The following is a 21,515-nucleotide window of genomic DNA, read 5'->3' as shown; positions in this document are numbered from 1 at the left end:
TTATTTATGAAGTGATGGAGCAACTATTGATAAAAACTCATCTTTAGTTTTTTTGTTTGACTTAAATAACCCTCTAAGTGCAGAAGTAACTGTTGTAGAACAAATCTTTTCAACCCCTCTCATTTCCATACACATATGTCTAGCATCAATCATAACAGCTACACCTTTTGGTTTTAAATGTTCATTTAAAGCATCACAAATTTGTTCAGTTAACTGCTCTTGAATTTGTAATCTTCGAGCAAAAACATCCACAACTCTTGGGATTTTTGAAAGCCCAACTACTTTTCCATTAGGAATATAAGCCACATGAACTTTTCCTATTATTGGTAACATATGATGTTCACATTGAGAATAAAATTCTATATCTTTTACAACTACCATTTCATCATTTGTTGAAGTAAAAAGAGCTTTTTCAAGAATCTCTTTTGGGTCTTGATTATAACCACTACACATAAACTCATAAGCTTTTCTTACTCTTTTGGGAGTATCAATTAAACCTTCTCTTGTTACATCCTCTCCAATATGCTCTAAAATCTTTTTTATAGCATTTTCAAATTCTATTTCATTACTCATAAAATATTTTTCCTTTAAAATTTTTTTATATAACTTTTAATATTAAATCCAACCCTTTTTCTTAAAAATCAAAATTGGCGTAATTGATGAAATTACCATAAGCACAATAGATATTATATATCCATATTCCCAATGTAATTCAGGTATAAAATCAAAGTTCATGCCATAAATACTAGCAATTAGCGTTGGTGGAAGAAAAATTACATTTACAATTGTAAATATTTTTATAACTTTATTTTGTTCAATACTCAAAATACCAATAAAAATATTTTGTAAATAATCTAATCTTTCAAAATTAAAATTAGTATGATCAATTAATGACTTAATATCTTTTAACATAATTGGTAACTCATGTTTATCGTCCACAAATTTTTGTGACTTTAAAAGTGAATTTAATATTCTTTGTTTATCAGTTAAGTTCTCTCTAATTTTCATATTTAAATCTTCAAATGTAGAGATTTTTTCAAGTATTTCCTCATCATCATTTGAATAATCTGTAAATACATGTTTTCTGATTTTTGTTATCTCTTTTGATAAATTCTCAATAGTATCAGCATCTGCATCAATTCTAATATCAATAATTTGGCAAAAAATTGAATATCCTGTTTTAAACTCTCTTGGCGAAATTAAAAGTTTTTTTGTAAATGTATTAAAACTTTGTAACTTTTTATATCTTACTGATATTAAAAGATTTCCTTGTAAAATAAAAGATACCGTTTCATTAAAAGCTGAATTATTGTCATTTATCAAAAAATAACTATTTATTTCTATTCTATTATTCTCTTCCCAATATCTAGAACTCAGCTCAATTTCTTCACTCTCTTGTTTTGTTGGAAATTTCATATCAAACATATTTTCAACTGCTCTAATCTCTTCAATATTTGGAAGTAGCATATCAATCCAAATTACACTATTTTTATCATCGTTGCTTTCAAAACTTTCAAGAGATTCTACTCCCTCAAGAACATTAAGTTTATTTCCTTTTTTGATATAACAGCTAATCAAAGTAACCTCCTTTTCAAACTTTTATCATATTTCCCATATCCCATATCGGCATAAAAATCGCTAATACAATCCAAAGTATTAATCCCATAATAACAATTAAAAATATGGGTTGTATTAATGATGTTAGCAAATTCATTTTATCATTAAATCTATTTTTATAAATCTTTTTTATTTCCTCTATCGTAATACACAAAGAGTTTGAAACTTCTCCTGTATTTATCAGATTCAAAACAATATCATCAAATATTTGTGTTTTAAAAAAAGAGTCATTGATACTTTTTCCATTTTGTAATAAATTATCAATTAGATACATTTTATCTAATAGATATTTGTTTTTTAATAAAATTCTTGAAGAAATGAAAGCTTTGTAAAATTCATAATTTGATTTCAACATAATATCAATTACTAGAAAGAGTTTATAAAGTTGCATATTTAAATAAATTTCTTTTATTAAAAATAATTTCACTATTAAAAACTTGTCTATAAAATAACTAAACTTTTCATGATATTTATATAAATAGAAAAAAAGAATCATTAAAGAGCAAAAAAACAAAACTATTCCTAGGAAATAATTTTCTAAAATATACTGTGTTTTTAATAATATTTTTGTAGCTAAGGGAAGTTCTGTAGAAGTTTGACTAAAAATCATTTTAAACTTTGGAATAACAAAAAGGAAAATTGATATTAAAGATAAAATAAAACTTATAATCAAAAGTATTGGATACGAAATAGCTTTTATAAATGCTTTTTTTATCTCATAATTTTCAAGTAATAAATTACTTAAAGCTTTGATATTTAAAGCGATATTTCCATTATTTTGCGATATTTTTAAAAATGATATAACTAAATTATTTATATAAAATTCATCTAGATTTCTTTCTATTGGTTTTGCATTTGAAAAACTATATTTAATAACTTCTAAAAAAGCAATAATATTTTTATCTTTTTTATTTTTAATCAAAATATCAAGAGCATCACTAAGATTTATATTTGCTTGTAACATCAAATTTAATTCATAAAAAAGTAGATTTAGTTTTTTATCATTTATTCTTCTTTTTTTTAATAATGTAAAATCAAAATAGTTTTTATACTCTTTTATTTCAATAATATTTGAAGGTAATTTTTTATTTGATAAATTTTTTGTTTCAAAAATCAACTCTTTTATTTCATTTTTATCTTGATATTTTATTTTATATTTTTTCATCAAAAACTAGCAACTTTGTAAACTTCTTCTAAAGAGGTTTGGTTTTGTTTTACTTTTTGTTTTCCATCGTCAATTATTGTCTTGAAATTTATTTTTTCTAGATAATCTTTTATTTCATTTATATCTGATTTTTTAAATATCATTGAGGATATTTTTTCATCTACTTTTAAAATCTCAGCAATTATTGTTCTATCATAATATTTTGTATAATTACACTTTGGACATCCTTGTGAAGCACAAAAATTACAATAATTTAAAACCAATCGTTGAGCCATCACAAGCTTTAAAGTACTTGAAATTAAAAATGGATCAGCTTGTAAATCTATAAGCCTTAAAATCGTTTCTATTGCGTTATTTGCATGAATACTGGCAATCACTAAATGTCCTGTTAATGAAGCTTGTAATGCAATATCTAAAGAAAATTTATCCCTAATTTCTCCTATAAAAATAATGTCAGGATCTTGTCTTAAAATATTTTTTAGCACCAATTCAAAACTAAGACCTATTTTATTATTTATGGGAATTTGACAAATTGAATCAATTTTATACTCTATTGGGTCTTCAACGGTAATTATCTTTTTTTCTTCACAATTTAACTCTTGTAAAATTGAATATAAAGTTGTAGTTTTTCCACTTCCTGTAGGTCCTGAAATTAAAATCAACCCCTGGGTTAATTTTAATGCTTGGATTAAAATCTCAAATAAATTTGAAGATATTCCTAAAGTTTGAAGATTTTTATTAATATTTTTATTATCCAAAATTCTTAAAACTATTGATTCAGCTTCAAGTGTTGGCATTGTTGAAACTCTAAAATCATACTTTTTATCTTCTATATTTAAAGCAAATCTTCCATCTTGTGGCAAACGAATCTGCGTCATATCTAAAGTAGAAATCAATTTTATATATGATGAAATTAGTTTAAAAAACTCACTATTAAAAGTAAAAAAAGTTTTTAATCGTCCATCAATTCTAAATTTAAATAAAACTACATCTTTATATTGTTCTATATGAATATCACTTGCTCTTGAGTTTATAGAAAAAGATAATAATTCTTGCAAAAATTTATCTATATATTTTTCAAGAGAATTTTGAGAAATTGCTTTTAAAGCCCAAGAATATAATAAACATTTTTCCTCAATATGACTTAACATAAAAAGAAGTTCTAACTCTTCAATCTCAAGAAAACTAATCATTTTATTAAAATCATTTTTTATAGTTTCTAATTTTGAACTTTTACAAATAGCGATTTTTATGCTTATTTCATTCTCAAAAAGTGGTAAAATTCTATTTTTTACAAAATACTCTTTATCATATTTTTCAAATAATGAATAATCAATTAAGGTTTTTAATATTGTTTTCATTGTTTAACTCTAATATTATTTTTTTTTCTTCATTTTCTAAAATTACAAAATTCTTTTCTATTTTAGTAAGTATTAAATCATCAATTTTTTCATCTTTTTTAAGCCAAAGTTCATTTATAAAAGCATAATCTGAAATAATTGCATTTATTTTATACTCTTTTGTTTTTTCATTATTTGTAATTATTACTTTTTGTTTAATTTCTTGAATATCTCCATCTTTATGTAATTTTTTGATATAAAATTTATTTAAATCAACTTCCATTTCAAATATATAATTATCCAAATCCAACTTATTTAAAGTCAAAGTTTTTATTTTTGAAAAATTATTTAGATTTTCAATCTTTTTAATAAAATTTTCTATTTTTATCAAATTTGCTTTTGCTTTTATTGTAAAAACTTTTTTATTATTTGTAAGAGTGAAAATTATTATTTGATTTTGTAAAGCATAATCTTCAAGATTTGAAAATAAGTCTAAAAAAGAATCCTTAAATTCTTTATTCGAATAGTTTAAATCAACTTTTGCTTTTATTTCTTTTATTTCTAAATTTTGATTTAAATTAAAGTCTAAAAGAAAATAACAAAGATATAAAAGCAATAAAGGAAGTAAATATAATTCAATTTTAGTTTTAAATGCACTATTTATAAATTTATTATTTAGATAATTTAACATAAATTACCGCTTCATAATTTTTCTCATTCTCAAAATAATTAACCTCTTGTGTAATTAGATTATCTTTTAGTTCACCAAAAAAAGAGTAAATATCAGATTTTATAAAAGATGAAAATACAATCTTTTGTTTATTATCTTTATATTCAAATAATTTTAAATTTAAATCATATTTTTTCAATAATTCAACTATGTTATTAAAATCTAAAGAAATAGAAGTAAAAAAATGCTCTTTTTTTAATTTATCAAATTGATTTTCTTCTACAATTTTAGTCTCATTTTCTTCATTTTTTATTTGATTCTCATATAAATAAAAAGTAAAACAAGAGATAATAATTAATATATAAAATACATAGATTTTAAAACTATAATCATTTTTTATATTAAAATTTTCAAGTTTATTTTTAAGAGCCTTTTTTGAATATTCATTTTTTAAATCTTCACAAGATTTTTTTTGAATAACTTTAAAACTATCAAGAGTAATAGAAAATTTTTTATTTATAAATTCGATTAATTCTTCAATAAAAATTTCAGATTGAAGATTCTGAAAATAATAGAATTTTCCATTTTTATACAAACAAAAAAAATCATCATTAAAATATAAATCAAATTTATTAAAATCTTTTTCATCCAAATAATATAACTCAAATATTTGAAAAATAGTGTTTTTATAGTGATTTGGGAAAATTAGAACTTGATATTGTTTTAATTCAGAAATGAAATTTATATGAACAAAATCATTTTTACTAATTTCAAAATTATTGAGTTTTAAAGAAGTAAAAATAAATTTCTTTAAATTCTTATTTTCTATTTCTTCAGAAACATCAATTAGTAGTGATTTTATTTCATTATTCGAAGCATAAATTGACATAAAATAGTCCATATTATAATTTATTTTATTATTTGAACAAGTATAATAAATTATTGCTTAATTTAATTAATAAAATTTTAAATTATATATTTTATGAAAATTTTAATAAGAGTATTAAAAGAGGGAAAATCCTCTTTTAGAAAGTTACATCGTAACCTAGTTCTTTTAGGCCTTGTCTATTTTTTGTCCAACCTTTTTTGATTGAAACAAAAAGTTCAAGATAGCATTTTTTGCCAGTTAGTTTTTCTATTTTAAGTCTTGCATCTTTTCCAATTCTTTTAATTGCAGTTGCGTCTTTACCAATAATCATACCTTTTTGCGTACCTTTTTGTACAATTATTGTAGCTTTAATAACATCAACACCTGGTTTTTCATCAACTTTATTTATCATAACATCAGTTTCATAAGGTATTTCATCACTAATATTATCAAAAATTGACTCTCGTATAAACTCTTTAAAAAGATCTCTTAAATGTTCAGTTGTCATAATTTCAGGGTCAAATAAATATGGATGAACTGGTAAATGTTTTACTACATCATTTAAAATATCAGCTTGTGTAGTTTGTTTTTTAATAGAAATAGGAATAATAGCTTCATATTTATCATTATATTTTTCATACTCTTTTATTTTTTCTAAAACTTCTGCATTTGATACAAAATCTATTTTTGTAAGTAATAAAATATGTTTTACACCTTTTTTATTTTTTACTAAAAAGTCTTCATAGTGTGAAACTTTATCAGTAATTGGTGCTAAAAATAAAATTAAATCACAATCACCCATCGCTTTTAATGCTTCATCTAACATAAATTGATTTAATAATTTTTCCGTTTCATGGATACCTGGAGTATCAATAAATACAATTTGATCATCATTGTGCATTACAATTATATTTGATCTTTTTCTTGTAGCATTAGCTTTGTGAGAAACCATAGCGATTTTTTCACCAACAAGCCAATTTAAAAGTGAACTTTTCCCTGCATTTGGTCGCCCAACAACAGAAACATATCCGCATTTTGTCATTTTAATTCCTTTGTAATCAATACGAAAATTTCTTCGTAAAATCTAGTTTTTTTGCATTATACAATAAATTGAGATGATTTTATCTTCTTCTAAAATTCAAGCTTTTTAATAAGTCATTTTTTGAAATAATTTCATTATCATTTAAATCAGCAATAGTTCGGGCAACCTTTAACACTTTATTTATACTTCTAAATGTTAACTGATAATTTAATCTAGCTTTTTCTAATATCTCCTTTGCTTCATTATCTAAAATACAGTACTTCTTTATATCTTCTTCAGATAATTTTCCATTTAATTCTTTTTGTCCTCTAGTTTTTTGTTTAACAAATGCTTTTAATATATTTTCATGAAGTTCTTTTGAACTTACAATATTTTTATTATCACTAAAACTATCATTCATAACCACATATAAATCAATCCTATCTAAAAATGGCTCACTTAAACGGTTTTTATATCTTTGAATTTCAAGTTCATTACATCTGCTGACATTTCCATTGAACTTTGCTACAATTTATAAATAATTATGGAGTATATGAATGATTTTTATAATAATTAATGATAAAACTATTCTTGAAGATTTTAATAGTTTTACATTATTTCAATTAACTATGATACAACCTTTCCAAGGATTTAATATATGAAAATACTAATGAATAATAGAAAAATTGGATATACATATGGAACTATATCGGGACATTATCCTTTTAGAAAAGATGCAAGTGTCGCATATGAATCACCTTTAGAAAGAGACTTTTTAATTATGTTAGAATTTAATGATTCAGTTAGTGAAGTTATTGGTCAACCTCTTACATTTCAGTATAAAAATGAAAATGGAAGGACAGTTCCTTACACACCAGATTTTTTGGTTTATTTTAATGAACCAGATACTGCACTAATGAGATTAAAAAGAAAACCACTATTAATCGAAGTTAAAACAAAAGAAGACCTTGATAATAAATTTTCTGAATACAAATTTCGATTTAAACTAGCTATTAAATATGCTCAAGAAAATGATTTAATTTTTAAAATATATGATGAAAGAAAAATCAGAACACGATATTTTAAAAATATTATGTTTTTAAAAAGATATCAAAAATTAAATTTCGATAATGAAGAAACTAGTCAAATATTATCTTATTTATATACCGCAGGTAATAATTCAATTGAATATATATTAGAATATTTTTGTGTAACTAGAGAACAAAAAGGATTAATGCTAAGTCAAATTTATCATCTCTTATATCATAAAAAAGTTCTGTGCAATTTTAACAAACCTATTAATATGAAAACACAAATTTGGCTAAACGAGATAGATGAAGAGGAAAACTTGTAATGACTAATAAAGATATACCATCAATAAAATTAGATAGAAGCATTTTTACACTAAAAGAAAATTCTTATGTAAAATATATGAAAGATATATACAAAATATCTAGCATTATAAATTTTACAGAAGTTATTGGAATTGATATAAAAACAAAAAGACCTAAAAGACTTTTTATAAAAGATTTAACTCCAGTTGAAAATGAATTTAATAATGATTCAATTTTCAAAGATATTGATGAAATTACAGATGAAGAATTTATGGATTTACAAAAGAAATATTTGTCAATACAACCATTACTAACTAATTCTATAACCCGTGTAGAAATAGAAGAATATTCAAAAAAAATAGGAGTGCATTTTACTACAATCTATAGATGGTTAAAACAATATAGAACAACTGGTACATTAGCAGGTTTACTGACAGTTTCATTTAAAAGTGCTACAATCAGATACTATAAATAGATTATTAAAGAAAAGTAGTTCAATTAAAAATACTACAAAATTGAGAGAAAAGATCTACAATACAAACAATATTTAACTAAAAATGATACAAGATTTAAGGTAAGAGATGAAGATAAGTCATAAAAATCGTAAAATTGGATATACCTATGGAAGTACATCTGGAAAATTTATGTTTAGAAATAAGAAAATTATACTTTTTGAATCATTATTAGAAAAAAGTTTTTTACAAGTTTTAGAATTTAATGATATGGTATTAGATGTTATAGAACAGCCTTTTACTATTGATACTATAACAATAAAAGGTAATAAAGGTTCATATACTCCAGATTTTTTAATTTATTTTAAAGAACCAGAATTTAAAACAATTAATCCAATAAAACCAATGGTAGTTGAAGTTAAACCTTCTAGAAAATTAATTGAGAATAGAATTGAACTTAAAATAAAATTTAAATCAGCAATAAAATTTTGTAATGAACAAGAATTTAGATTTAAAATCTTTAACGAAAATAGAATAAAAAGTACTGAAGTTGACAACATAATTTTTTTAAATAGATACAAAGACTACATTCCAAATGAAAATGAAGTTGAAATAATTAAAAATCATTTATTGTCAATTGGGCATACTACTATTGAATATTTATTAACTCATTTATATGTTACAGATTATCAAAGAGGCAATGCTCTTTCTCACATATGGTATTTAATGTATTCAAAAATTCTAACTACAGATTTAAAAATTCCATTAAATAATAAAACTGTTATCTGGCTAAATATTGAAGAAGATAATTTGGGAGTAGAAATATGAGATCAATAAAAAATGAAAAATTAAAATTAGATAGACAAAAGATTCAATTAATCATAGGAAATTTTGTTAAATATGAAAATCAGATATATAAGATTACACAACTTATTGATTTTAATGAAGTTATTGGCGTGAATATTAAAAATAATGAAGCAAAAAGATTATTGATTGAATATATAAAACCTACTCCAAATAATTCTATAAAAGATAATGGATATATATCCAAAGATATTGACGATATCGCTGATGATGGATGGAAAACAATCGAAATAAGATTAAATGCTATAAGACCATTATTAAATAGTGCAACGAGAAAAGAAATTGAAGAGCATGCTAAAGATATTGGTATTCATTTTACCACACTATATAGATGGCTTAGTGGATATAAATCAACAGGGACTGTTACAGGTCTACTTTCGCAAAAAAGAGGAAGAAAAAATGGTACACTTTTTATTGCTGAAGATATTGAAAAAATCATACAAGATACAATAAAAAATGATTATTTAATAAAAGAAAGACCTAGTATTAAATCTGTTATTAATAAAATTAAAATTAAATGTTTAGAAAAAAATCTAGCTTTACCAAGTAATAATACAATCAGAAATAGAATAAATAAAATAACGCAATATGAATTCTTTGAAAAAAGAAATAGTAAAAATTTAGTGAAAGATAAATTTGCACCTGCAACTAAAAAATACTCTGCAGATTATCCTTTACAAAAAGTTCAAATTGACCACACTAGAGTTGATTTACATATAGTTGATGACGAGCATCGTACTTCTATTGGTAGACCTTGGCTTACTTTAGCTATTGATATTTACTCTAGAATGATTGTTGGTTATTACTTATCATTAGATGCTCCTAGTGGTGTCTCTGTAGGAATGTGTATTGTAAATGCGATAATGCAAAAAAACAAATTGTTAAATCAGTTTGAACTTGATACGGAATGGAATGTCTGGGGAAAATTTGACAATATATTTACTGACAATGGTGCCGATTTTAGGTCATTCTCTGTTGAACAGGCTTGTCTTGCTAATGGTATTCATATCAATTTTAGACCAATAGGTAAAAAAGAGTATGGTGGTCATATTGAAAGACTTATAGGAACAACAATGACAGAAGTTCATGATGTTCCTGGAACAACTTATTCTAATATAAGAGAAAAAATGGATTATGATTCTGAGGGTAATGCATGTATGACATTTGATGAATTTGAAAAATGGTTATTAATTTATATTACTAAAATATATCAACATAATATTCATTCAGGTATAAAAACTAGCCCCTACATCAAATGGAAAGAAGGCATATTTGGAACAAAAAACACACTAGGAATTGGATATCCTCAAATACCTGGAGATATTGAAAGTTTAACTATTGATTTTCTACCATCAATTGAAAGAACTGTTCAAAAAAATGGTGTTACGATAGATGGATTAACTTATTTTGATCAAATATTAAGAACTAAAATTAGAGGTTATGATATTGGCTATGATAGTAGTAACTCCAATCCAAAATATATTTTTAAAAGAGATCCTAGAGATATATCGTTTATCTGGTTTTATGATGACATTCAACAAGAATACTACAAAATCGGATTAGCAAATATGGAATTTCCACCTATGAGCATACAAGAACTTAATATTATAAAAAATAATATTGAGAAAACTAATAGTAAAGTTCTTAATGAATATAATATTTTAGAAGGTTATAAAGAACTTTATAGCCATGTAGATGAATCAATTAAAAAAACTAAACAACAAAAAAAGATGATTCAGAAAGCAAAAAACAATAAGAAAAGTTCAATTACAAGTATACTAATTAAAAATACTGATAATAGTATCTATAAAAATAATGAATCTGATATTTGGGATAATGATATCCCTGATTTTGATTAAAAGGTAACAAATGAACAATACATATGAACATATTCATCCAGACTTTTTACATCTAATTAAATTAAATAAAAAAGATAGATGCTATGCTACAAATGAAGCTTTTGTTATTAGTTACCCAAAAGCAAAAGAACTATTACAAATTATGTCAAATTATATGAACAAACCTAAAAAACATCGAATGCAAAATTTACTTGTTATTGCTGAACCAAACATGGGCAAAACAACCATAGCAAAAAAATTTCATGAAATGAATCCAGATATTCAAATTGAATTAAATGATGAAATAAAAACTATAAAACCAATAATTTATGCAGATATCCAAAGTTCAGATGAAAAAGAATTCTATGTAAAAATTTTAGATCAATTTTGGGCACCTTATAAAATTACACATTCTAAGTTGAAGCTAAAACAACAAGCTATTCATTTATTAAAAGTTTCTCAAGTAAAAACTATTATATTTGATGAAATACATAATATCTTAACAGGTAGTCCTTTGAAACAAAAAATTATAATGGATGCGATTAAAAATTTAAGTAATGAACTTAGTATACCAATAATTGGTGTTGGCACAAAAGCAGCGGCAACCATTTTATACAGTGATCCCCAACATGTAAGTAGATTTGATATTATAAAAATAGATAGATGGGAATTAGATAATGATTTTAGAGGTTTATTAAAAAGTTTTGAAAAAAGAATTCCATTAAAAAAACCTTCAAATTTAGCTTCAAAAGAAAAAGCAACATTATTATATGACATGTGTAAAGGTAATTTAGGGCATTTACACAAAATATTAATTGCGTGTGCGGAATATGCAATTCTTAATGATATTGAAGAGATTACATTAGATATTATAGAAAAATTTATTTATCTTAAAGAAGCAAAAGTAAGTAATCCTAAAAGCTATGCTAGCCGTTAAAGTTCTTCCTAAAGAATATGAATTAATAAGTTCATGGCTGTTAAGATTAACAAATAACAATGGTACAAATATAAATGTATTATCAGATTTTCTATTTAATAACTCTAAATTAACACTCAATGATATAGATAAATCATTAGAAAGTAAAGATATTCATCAATTAGCAGAATATACAGATATTGATTCAAAAATTATAGAAAGATTAACACTAAAAAACTTCTTATCAAGCTTTTCAAAAGAGCCACTTGATTCTTTAAAAAAATGGAAATGGATAATTCCAAGTGGAACAAAATATACGATTAAAACAAATGGTTTACTGTTTTGTTCAAAGTGCCTTGAAGAAAAAAATACAATTTTTTATATCTTTAATCGATTATCTTGGAATATAATCTGCCCTATTCATAAGCAACTTTTACAGAACAAATGTTCAAGATGTAATCATCAATTTTCACCAAATCTAAAAAACTTTAATGATACTTTTCATATCTGTAGTTATTGTAATTATGACTTAAGCTTAGACATTTCAGATGAAAATATTTCTTGTGAATCTCTAGAATTGCAAATCTATTTAAATAATTGTATTAAAGAAAAACAAATAATAAAATCCAATTATAATCTGTTAGATAAAACTTTATTTGAATTATTTTATACTACTAGAACTCTTTTAAATTTTACACTTGCTATTCAAAAGAATAAAAGGATCATTAATTTATTAAAAGAAGAATTTCAATTAAATAATAAACTGTTTTTCAAGAATAAAGCAACATTATATTTTGATATTTTAAGGTCTGAAGAAAGAATGAAACTAATGCATATTATTTCTAGATTTTTAAAAATGGATATAAAATTATTTGAGAATTTTTTACGAATATCAAAAATTACATATAGGCAATTTTTAGCTTCAAATACAGCTATACCTGAATCTTCTACTATAAAATATTTATCAAAAAACTTAAAAATAAGAGAAACTTCTCAAAATAAAAGAACTCATCATAAAAAAATTCAACCCAAATCTGAAGAAGAAGTTGACATATTAATGTATGAACTTGAAGAATTTTTAGAATGAAAAAAATTTGTCCACAATGTAATTGCTCTAAAAACAATGTTTTTAATAGAACTCTAAATAATGAAATTTTATTGCTTTGTGACAAATGTTATAGAAAATGTTTAGATATATGTAGTTTATGTAGAAGACATACAATAACTTTTACATATTCAAAAGAGAATAAACCTATTTGCAAAAAATGTTTCATAGAACCATTTAGAATTTGTAGAATTTGTAAAAATAAATTTCCTGCGGGGAGAGGAAAAATTTGTTATAAATGTTCTTGTTTTAATACTTTATCCAAAAAAATTTCTATGCTAAATTTATTTTTATCTAAATTTACAAATCTCTTTTTTGAACAATTCACTTGGTGGTTAACAAAAAGAAAAGGTATAGAATATAGTTCTAATTTTATTCAAAAATATTTTATCTTTTTTTATAAAATTGATTTACTAGCAAATACATTAGATAAATTTCCTACATATCTTGATTTGTTAAAACATTTTAAAGTTTCATTCACAAGAAAATACCTTTTAGTTATGATTTTTTTTAATGAATATAGAATAATAGAAATTAATGAAAAAATAAAAGAACTACATTCTAATTTAAATATAATAGATTCATATCTAAATCATTTCAATAAAAATTCTTCTGATTATCTAATTATAAATAGTTACTATACATATTTAGAAAAGAAATATTTATCAAATAAAACAACTCAACGATCAATAAGATTAGCCTTAACCCCAGCAATAAAACTACTTGAATACAAAAAATACTTTAATATCTCAAGATTAAATGATAATGTAATTGATGGTTATCTATGGGTTTATCCTGGTCAAAAAAGTTCTTTAACAGGCTTTATTAATTACTTAAATAAAAAATTTAACTATAACTTATCTTCTATGAGAAATTTAACTTATACATTAAAATCTAGTACTTCAAGAAAAAAACAATTACAATTACGATTAATTTATTTATTAAAAAAAGAAAGACTAACCATTCCTCAACAAAAAGGATTAATCAATATTTCTTTAGAATATTTCCATAGGATTAAAATCCCAACAAATGTATATTTATGTATTAAAAATATTTTTAGAATAAATAATAGTTATTACATTTGTTGTTGTAAAAATAAATTTTATTTACCAAAAAAAGTTTATTTAAAATTAAAATAGACTTCATAAATTAATATTTGTTTTTATTTCATTTATTTTCCAAGACAAACAACTAGAAAAACTTTTATAATCTTTAAGAGATGGTCCTCTACTCATAATATTCATCATTGAATCTATTAATTCCTTCTGTTTATCTACTTCAATTGTATTCCACCAATCTTCTGACCAGTAAATATTTTCATTGCATTCAAATAACCATTTTAATATTGCACTACCTTTATAATCATCTGGTATTTCGTTGAGACTTTTTATAAACTCTATACAAGCTTTAGAATCTATTACATCTAACCAAGCAAAAACAATAGCTCCTTTTCGATCTTTTAATCCAATTGTTGATACAGTTAATGAATTAAACATTATATTTTTATCATTTAAATCAAGTAATATTTTATTATTAAAATCTAATTCTGGTAACCATCCTGCACTACTCATTATTTCTGGTACATTATCAATTAAAATACAATAATATTTGATTGAATTGAAACTATTTTCTAGTAATTTTTCATCATATAAAGATTTTAATTTTTCTAAGTCTCTAATTGCTAAATCTGTGCCTTTTGTCATATGATTACTAATCATGTGAATTAATAACTGAATCTCTTTAGATTGACCTTTGTCATATTCTTTCATATTTTTATTAGATTCTGTTGAACAATATTTTAAATATAATTCTCTAGATATTGCTCTATATGCTAACATAAAAATTTGTTCATCAGTAAAAATAAACTCTTTATCCTCTATTACACTAAATAATTCTTTATCATGCTTACTACAAAACGCATTTATTACTGATGCATTATTAATCCCTATTTTTTCTATAGGAAATTTACCATTATTTCTATCTAAAGCCATAATATTCGATATTATGTAGCACTTGCACAAGAAAAAATCCCTAAAATTTACTAAAATTCCTTTAACATTTTTCGTTTAAAGGACACTTATTATGGCTGATACTCATGTTATTTCTGCATTGGTTAAAAAAAGAGCTGAACTTCGTGGAGATATAATCCATTACAAACAACTAATTGCAACTCTTGATAAAGATTTACAAACTATTGATGCAACTATTAAAATTTTTGATGTTGATTATGATATTTCTAGTATTAAACCAGTTATAAAAAGTAGAAACAGATTTTTTAATAATGGAGAAGCAAAAGTTTTAGTTTTAGAGGTTTTAAAAAATAGCAGTTTGCCAATATCTACTGATAAAATATCTGATATTATTGCTGTAAATAGAAATCTAGCTTTTGAAAATAAAACAGATAAATCAAACTTCCAAAAATCAATTTTATTAGCCTTAAATACTTGTTTATCAAATAATTTAGTTGAAAAAGTATCAAAAGATGGTTTGTCTATTGTTTGGAAGATAAAAGAGCTAAATTAAGCACCTAATCTTTCAGATAATCTTTTGTTACCTTGCCAATATCCACAAAACTCATTACTTGTTGGAGTATGTAAACATTTAGAAAAAATATCACTAAAGATTTTTCCATTATTCCATCTTCTTGTATCTTCTCTATATGCTATCTCATTTGCATAATTTGAAAGATATAAATTTCCGATTTTATGTAAGTTACCATATTGCATTCTTCTAAATCTTGCATTATAAGATTCGCTTTGATTATTGTTTTCTCCATAAATCCCTGAGTATTCAATTTGATGGTTTACTCTATTCATATCATAATGAGCTGTTAAATCATCATAAGCATTTGATTCATCTGTATGGATTGAAGTTCCAACTTTAATATATTTATGAGCAATAGTTTTAATATCAATTGAGTTTTCACTTTTTAGTACAAAAGTTTTAGTTTTTACAGCTCCTACAACTTCATCTGCTTCATCGGCTCTTTGTCTTAGACTAATAATAACTCTTTTATTTGGTTTGTGTACTTTTCTTCTATCAACTCTATCATCAATATTGTTTTTTGGTCTTACATAATGATTTACATAAACACCATCCATTTCACAAGTTCCCTCAAATTTTTCATCACTATTATAATCCATTAGAGATTCTCTGATTTTATGAGACAAAACCCAAGCTGTTTTATATTGAACATTTAAGTCACGACTTAATTGTAAAGCTGAAATAGATTTTACAGAATTTGTAAAAAGTGCTATTGCTAAAAGATAAGTTTGTAATGGTAATTTATGATTAGCAAAAATAGTTCCACTTGTTACAGAAAAAGTATAAAAACACTCTTTACATCTAAATTGCATTCTAGTTTTTAAAAAGTATGGTTTCTCTAAACTACCACAACAAGGACAAACAACATCTCCATTTGTTTCATTCCATCTAATAGCTTTAAACATTTCAAAGGCTTCTATATCTGACATTTTTACTATGTTCATAATACTTAAACTTCTTGCTTTTGAAGATAATAGGAAATGTTGTGACATTTTTTAGTCCTTGATTTAATTTATTTAAAATTATATCGAATATGATTATATTTGTCAATACATTAAGATTATTTTTATATTTATTAATGATTATATATATAATTAATATTGACTATATTTTAGAAATATGATAAAATATGAAATATAAAATATTTTAGGGTTATTTATGGAAAAAAGTTTTGATGAAAATATGCCTAAAAATCTAATTAAAGCTGAATTAGATAGAAGAGGATTAAAAGTTAAAGATTTAGTTGAATTATTAAAACCTTATGGGGAAAATTTAACTGATAAATCTTATAACAATAAAATGACAAGAAAAGGTTTTAGTGCTGTATTTTTCTGTAAATGTATGATGGCACTTGGGGTAAAAAATCTAAATTTGGAAATTTAATATTGCAAAATGCAATATTTAAAAAAATGATTATAAAAAACTTGATACTATTCAAATGTTTTTAAAGGAGATATTATGGTAGCACCACTTCATGTTCAAAATGAACTAAAATATGGTTTGGAAATCAATAAAGTTTATAATGAAGATTGTATGATAGGAATGGAAAAAATCAAAGATAAATCAATTGATATGATACTTTGTGATTTACCCTATGGTACTACAGCTTGTAAATGGGATATTATTATTCCATTAAATGATTATATTGAAATTGAAATCAAAAATAAAATTGTTTCTATGAATGAAAATGAGTATAAATTATATTGTTTTGAGAATAACATACCTATTGAAATATTTAAAATTAAATGGAAAGAACAATCAAAGAAAGGTTTATGGACTCATTATAAAAGAATTATTAAGGATGATGGGGCAATAGTATTAACTGCAAAGCAACCATTCACAAGTGAACTTATTGATAGTAATATAAAAGATTTCAAACAAGAATTAATATGGCTTAAAACTAGACCATCAAATTTTATGAATGCAAAAAAAATGTTTATGAGTTGGCATGAGAATGTGCTAATTTTTTATAAAAAGTTACCAACATTTAACAGACAAATGGTTAATGGAAAAAAAAGAACTGACAAAATAAATAAAGTTGATAGAAGTGAAAGTGTATTTGGTTCTACTGGTGAAAAGCATGGATATGAATTTGATAATAATGGATTAAAAAACCCTAATACAATTTTAGAATTTTCTAATCCAAATTCCAATTCTCTTCATCCAACACAAAAACCTATAGAATTATTTGAGTATTTAATAAAAACATATACTAATGAAAATGATATGATTTTAGATAATTGTATGGGAAGTGGTACAACAGCTATTGCAAGTTTGAATTTAAATCGGAAATTTATAGGTTTTGAAACTAATAAAAGATATATTGAAATTATAAATACAAGAATTGAAGAAAGGATAAATTTAAATGCCAATCAATGAGAGAAACGATACATATAAACATGAAAATGGATTACAAGAAAAAAAAGAAAATTCAATTACTAATTCAAAAAGTTTAGTTACTAAAGTAGAACAATTATTTAAAGCTCATCCAGATATAAAAAGAATCACTCTATATGAACCAGATAATACTTTAAGAATAAATGGTGCACCAGCTGTAAAATTGCCTAATGGAAAGCTAGTAATTGCACCAGATTTATTATGTGAACTTCATGATGGGAATTTCTTTTGGATTGAAGTAAAAGACAAATGTCAAAGATTTTATAAACATGATACAGGAGCTGATATTCATCAAATTCTTGGTTTTTATCAAATAGATTATTATTGTAATCAACCCGTTTTAATGGTATTTCAAGATTCTACATTAGAAAGATGTACAGTAAAAAATGCTAATGAAGATTTGAAAGAAGAATTTAAGAAAAGATGGCAAAAATTTGAGGGAGAACCATATGGGAATTGGCTTAGAAATTCTTTAATTTTAGATACAACAACAAAATACCCTATGATTGCTAGAGAAAAAAGTAGAGAATTGGATATGTATATATTTTATTTCGATATATCAGTATTTAGTAAGTTAAATTCTATTGATTTATTGAAAGAATTAAGTAAATTACAAAAAGTTGACATAAAAGCTTATGAGGGAGAAAATTTATTGACATTTGAATCATTAATCAAAAAATCAATAGGTGGAAATGATGATTATAAATGTGAATCAATAAGTAACCTCTTACCAATTTGCCAATCATGTAATAAGTCATTTACACCTAGAACCCAAAATGCTGTATTATGTATTGATTGTTGGAAAAAACAACATGGTTATTCATAATAAAACACAAACCCTAGAATATAACAAAGACAAAGGTACTATAAACCTTTGTACTTACTCTGATGATGGCTTTTTAGAAAGTGAATTAGATATTACAGATAAAGTAACTACGCTTGTATTAGATAAATTGTATGATGATTATAATTTAGATGATGGGGATGAGTTACTTATTACAAAAGCTTCTAACAAAAAGAAAAAATCGAAAATTACTCTTTAAAATTTAGTTTAAGAATTTAAAAAAATTATAAATTTTGATTAAAATTTATTTTTGTGCAAGTGCTACATAATATCGATAATATTTGTTTTAAAATGCATAACATGACCATCTTTAGATATTTGTTTTAGATTACAACTTTTAGAAATAGTATGTGCTTTTATTATCTTTTTAGTACATTCATCTTTTAAAATTTGTGGTGCCATACATTTCTTTTTTGCTTGACTATTCATAAAATCTTTATTCATTTCATGTAATTCAACTTTTTTCTCAAATTCTTTTATAGCATGACAATTTTTATACTTTTTCCCACTCCCACAAAAACAAATCTCATTACGTTTATTTCCTTTCCCCACATTTTCCCCTTATATTTTCAAAATATTTAATAACTTCATTTTTTTCTTTATTGTATTATCCAGATTTATAAATTTATTTAATTTTTCATCAAATTTATGAGAATATGTTTTATATCTAACTCCTAAATCTACTGCATTAAATTTTTTTTCTTTTTTATCTTTTTTACTATAATTTCCATGATTAATAACAATCTTTCTTAAAATTTGAGCTAAATTTTTATTTGCTAATTTATTAAAATTTATATTCTTAAAAATTACACCTAAATAAATACTTTCTGATTCTTTTTTACCTATTTCTAATAAATAACAATATTTATCATCAGCTAATTTTATTTCTATTAAGAGATATCCTCTATAACCTAACTCTTTTAGCTCTCCATTTTCTCTCTGTCTTAATAAATACCAATTATCTTTTAATTCTTTTTTTTCAAATTTATTAATAAACAGTGTTTCATAAAATGTAGTTTCTTTTAATTCAGTTACTTCTGCAAAATTCTTATCTAAAAATTTATAATCGACTATAAATTTTTCTATTTTAAAAGTATTCAGAATTTCTGTTATTTGATTAAATAAAGCATTTGTTTCTACATCACAATGAGATAATAAATATTTTATTTGTCTTGAATCATCTCCAGATGTAAGCTTTTTTGCATCTGAACCATCAACATTTTCAATATTTTCTATATTTTTTTTTGAAATTTCTTCATCATTTTGAATATCTATTTGTTTATTATTTTCTGTTTTCTCATCTTCAATAAATTCTATTTTTTCTTCTTCTTTTTCTAAAATCTCTATTTTTGGTTTATTCTCATCAATAATATTAACTTGCGTTTTTATTCTAAAAAGAGAAATTCTTTTTTTTGGTTGTTTATTACTATTAATTCCTATTATATTAATTTCATCTGAACTATTCTGACCATTCTCATTATTCTGATTTTCTTCTTCATTTTCTACAATTTTAGGCTTAGGTTCTTTTTCTTTTGGTTTATAAATTTTCTTTTCTACCTTAAAAATTTCCTTTTCAATAACACCACTAACAGTAATGTCACTAGGTATACTAATTATATAAATCCTTTGAACTAGAAACGTCTTTTCATTAAACCATAAACCATCACTTGTTATAAATAAATGTGTTGGATGATATGGTAAAACCATTGGATATCTTGCCTGACATTTATCAATAAAATATCCTTCATCTAATTCTAAACTTGAAGATAGTTTACTTATTCTATTTCTCGATGTCTTATTAAATTTTGCATAAGCTAAAAATTTTATATTAGAATCTTCCATTTTTTTATTTAGACCTATATAATATTCTTGGTTTTCAATTTTTGAATTCTCTAAATTTATAAATTCATTGATTGCATCATCTATATTAAATTGTAATAATCTTTGCTTTATTTGTTTTTGTTCTGGTGTATATGCTGAAACAAATAACTCAATACAAGGTATTAAAACAGTTATATTGTCATCACTAATTAATTTTGTGTAATTCGTTTTATTGAAATAAGGTATTTTATATTGATCTGTATTTTGAAAATTTATTTTATAAATATTAGAAAGTGAATCATTTAATGAATCTATTTTTTCATTAAACTTTACTATCTGAGGAGGATTAATATTGAAATCAAAATTAAAATCTACATCTTCCATATATTCAGAATCATCAAAAAATTTCCATTTTTCTAATACTTTTTCGCGCTTTCTCCAAACAGAACCGATTCTTACTTCATCAAGTTCAGGTATAGGGATGTACACAATTATATCACGATAATTTTTTATAAAATATTGATTATTAATATCTATTCTTCTTAGGATTACTTGGATATTTGGGATTGAAGATTCATTTATAATCTTTACTGCCGCTCCATAGTTTAAAACTAAATAATTACAATCATTTCCCGGCATTTTTTGATATGGTATTTTATTTTTTTCTTGCATAATGAATTGTAGCATTTTTAATTAAAATAATATTGTAATCATATTGA

The 21,515-nt window shown here is 23.4% G+C and carries 24 protein-coding genes; 12 read left to right on the top strand and 12 right to left on the bottom strand.

The annotated features are described in order from the left end of the window. From folE to B0174_RS04020, 8 genes are all read right to left on the bottom strand, one after another. Positions 1-573, bottom strand: a complete 573-nt coding sequence (folE, locus tag B0174_RS04055; RefSeq protein WP_108558376.1) for a GTP cyclohydrolase I FolE — start codon at positions 571-573, stop codon at positions 1-3. Positions 574-615: 42 nt separating this feature from the next. Beyond that, the gene (gene corA / locus B0174_RS04050) at positions 616-1,578 is read right to left on the bottom strand and encodes a magnesium/cobalt transporter CorA (RefSeq protein ID WP_108558375.1); all 963 of its coding nucleotides are present in this window, start codon (positions 1,576-1,578) and stop codon (positions 616-618) included. A gap of 13 nt (positions 1,579-1,591) precedes the next feature. Beyond that, positions 1,592-2,782 carry a type II secretion system F family protein gene (locus tag B0174_RS04045; protein ID WP_108558374.1) on the bottom strand — a complete coding sequence of 397 codons (1,191 nt, stop codon included), beginning with the start codon at positions 2,780-2,782 and terminating at the stop codon, positions 1,592-1,594. Then, complete coding sequence (locus tag B0174_RS04040) at positions 2,782-4,143, bottom strand: GspE/PulE family protein (protein WP_108558373.1); 1,362 nt, start codon at positions 4,141-4,143, stop codon at positions 2,782-2,784. Before B0174_RS04040 ends, B0174_RS04045 begins: the two co-directional genes overlap by 1 nt. After that, the gene (locus tag B0174_RS04035) at positions 4,115-4,813 is read right to left on the bottom strand and encodes a hypothetical protein (protein ID WP_108558372.1); all 699 of its coding nucleotides are present in this window, start codon (positions 4,811-4,813) and stop codon (positions 4,115-4,117) included. The genes B0174_RS04040 and B0174_RS04035 overlap by 29 nt, the downstream gene beginning before the upstream one ends. Beyond that, a complete protein-coding gene (locus tag B0174_RS04030; protein WP_108558371.1) occupies positions 4,794-5,681 on the bottom strand; it encodes a hypothetical protein in 888 nt (295 codons plus the stop codon). Before B0174_RS04030 ends, B0174_RS04035 begins: the two co-directional genes overlap by 20 nt. A gap of 136 nt (positions 5,682-5,817) precedes the next feature. After that, positions 5,818-6,702 (bottom strand): GTPase Era, encoded by an 885-nt coding sequence (gene era / locus B0174_RS04025; RefSeq protein WP_108558370.1) that lies wholly within the window; start codon positions 6,700-6,702, stop codon positions 5,818-5,820. Positions 6,703-6,781: 79 nt separating this feature from the next. Beyond that, positions 6,782-7,213 (bottom strand): magnesium chelatase subunit ChlI family protein, encoded by a 432-nt coding sequence (locus B0174_RS04020; RefSeq protein WP_228156411.1) that lies wholly within the window; start codon positions 7,211-7,213, stop codon positions 6,782-6,784. A 126-nt stretch (positions 7,214-7,339) separates the two neighbouring features. Between B0174_RS04020 and B0174_RS04015 the strand changes: the two genes are divergently transcribed. The 7 genes from B0174_RS04015 (at position 7,340) to B0174_RS03985 (ending at position 14,329) form a co-directional block, all read left to right on the top strand. After that, entirely contained in the window at positions 7,340-8,035 is a 696-nt protein-coding gene (locus B0174_RS04015) for a TnsA endonuclease N-terminal domain-containing protein (RefSeq protein WP_108558369.1), read from the top strand. Further along, on the top strand, positions 8,035-8,490 hold the full coding sequence (locus tag B0174_RS04010; protein ID WP_108558368.1) for a helix-turn-helix domain-containing protein: 456 nt from the start codon (positions 8,035-8,037) through the stop codon (positions 8,488-8,490). The genes B0174_RS04015 and B0174_RS04010 overlap by 1 nt, the downstream gene beginning before the upstream one ends. Before the next feature lie 106 nt (positions 8,491-8,596). Then, a complete protein-coding gene (locus B0174_RS04005; protein WP_108558367.1) occupies positions 8,597-9,295 on the top strand; it encodes a TnsA endonuclease N-terminal domain-containing protein in 699 nt (232 codons plus the stop codon). After that, positions 9,292-11,190, top strand: coding sequence for a Mu transposase C-terminal domain-containing protein (locus B0174_RS04000; protein ID WP_108558366.1), 1,899 nt, complete (start codon positions 9,292-9,294; stop codon positions 11,188-11,190). Before B0174_RS04005 ends, B0174_RS04000 begins: the two co-directional genes overlap by 4 nt. 10 nt (positions 11,191-11,200) lie before the next feature. Then, positions 11,201-12,106, top strand: a complete 906-nt coding sequence (locus B0174_RS03995) for a TniB family NTP-binding protein (protein WP_108558365.1) — start codon at positions 11,201-11,203, stop codon at positions 12,104-12,106. Beyond that, a complete protein-coding gene (locus B0174_RS03990) occupies positions 12,093-13,172 on the top strand; it encodes a TniQ family protein (RefSeq protein ID WP_108558364.1) in 1,080 nt (359 codons plus the stop codon). Before B0174_RS03995 ends, B0174_RS03990 begins: the two co-directional genes overlap by 14 nt. Then, positions 13,169-14,329, top strand: coding sequence for a hypothetical protein (locus tag B0174_RS03985; RefSeq protein WP_108558363.1), 1,161 nt, complete (start codon positions 13,169-13,171; stop codon positions 14,327-14,329). Before B0174_RS03990 ends, B0174_RS03985 begins: the two co-directional genes overlap by 4 nt. A 3-nt stretch (positions 14,330-14,332) precedes the next feature. Here the strand turns inward: B0174_RS03985 and B0174_RS03980 are convergent, their stop codons facing one another. Then, positions 14,333-15,211 (bottom strand): hypothetical protein, encoded by an 879-nt coding sequence (locus B0174_RS03980; RefSeq protein ID WP_133174790.1) that lies wholly within the window; start codon positions 15,209-15,211, stop codon positions 14,333-14,335. Between the two features lie 61 nt (positions 15,212-15,272). Here B0174_RS03980 and B0174_RS03975 point away from each other — a divergent pair, with 61 nt between their 5' ends. Continuing rightward, on the top strand, positions 15,273-15,713 hold the full coding sequence (locus B0174_RS03975; protein ID WP_108558361.1) for a hypothetical protein: 441 nt from the start codon (positions 15,273-15,275) through the stop codon (positions 15,711-15,713). Here the strand turns inward: B0174_RS03975 and B0174_RS03970 are convergent. Continuing rightward, on the bottom strand, positions 15,710-16,726 hold the full coding sequence (locus B0174_RS03970) for an IS1595 family transposase (protein ID WP_108558360.1): 1,017 nt from the start codon (positions 16,724-16,726) through the stop codon (positions 15,710-15,712). The two genes, B0174_RS03975 and B0174_RS03970, sit on opposite strands and share 4 nt — an antisense overlap. 166 nt (positions 16,727-16,892) lie before the next feature. Between B0174_RS03970 and B0174_RS03965 the strand changes: the two genes are divergently transcribed. The 4 genes from B0174_RS03965 to B0174_RS03950 all read left to right on the top strand — a co-directional run bounded on the left by B0174_RS03965 (position 16,893) and on the right by B0174_RS03950 (position 19,174). After that, positions 16,893-17,117: a DUF6471 domain-containing protein gene (locus tag B0174_RS03965; protein WP_108558359.1), complete on the top strand. Its 225-nt coding sequence runs from the start codon at positions 16,893-16,895 to the stop codon at positions 17,115-17,117. A 75-nt stretch (positions 17,118-17,192) separates the two neighbouring features. Next, a complete protein-coding gene (locus tag B0174_RS03960; protein WP_108558358.1) occupies positions 17,193-18,113 on the top strand; it encodes a DNA-methyltransferase in 921 nt (306 codons plus the stop codon). Then, positions 18,100-18,957: a hypothetical protein gene (locus tag B0174_RS03955; protein WP_108558357.1), complete on the top strand. Its 858-nt coding sequence runs from the start codon at positions 18,100-18,102 to the stop codon at positions 18,955-18,957. Before B0174_RS03960 ends, B0174_RS03955 begins: the two co-directional genes overlap by 14 nt. Further along, complete coding sequence (locus B0174_RS03950; protein ID WP_108558356.1) at positions 18,944-19,174, top strand: hypothetical protein; 231 nt, start codon at positions 18,944-18,946, stop codon at positions 19,172-19,174. The genes B0174_RS03955 and B0174_RS03950 overlap by 14 nt, the downstream gene beginning before the upstream one ends. A 62-nt stretch (positions 19,175-19,236) precedes the next feature. On the opposite strand, the gene B0174_RS03945 is transcribed toward B0174_RS03950, so the two are convergent. Further along, a complete protein-coding gene (locus B0174_RS03945; protein WP_108558355.1) occupies positions 19,237-19,527 on the bottom strand; it encodes an SEC-C metal-binding domain-containing protein in 291 nt (96 codons plus the stop codon). 9 nt (positions 19,528-19,536) lie between these two features. Then, positions 19,537-21,468, bottom strand: a complete 1,932-nt coding sequence (locus B0174_RS03940; RefSeq protein ID WP_108558354.1) for a hypothetical protein — start codon at positions 21,466-21,468, stop codon at positions 19,537-19,539. Positions 21,469-21,515: the final 47 nt, after the last annotated feature.

The organism is Arcobacter caeni (genome assembly GCF_003063245.1).
GTDB lineage: Bacteria > Campylobacterota > Campylobacteria > Campylobacterales > Arcobacteraceae > Aliarcobacter > Aliarcobacter caeni.
The sequence above is the reverse complement of the archived record's forward strand: the minus strand, read 5'-3'. Positions and strand labels throughout refer to the sequence as shown.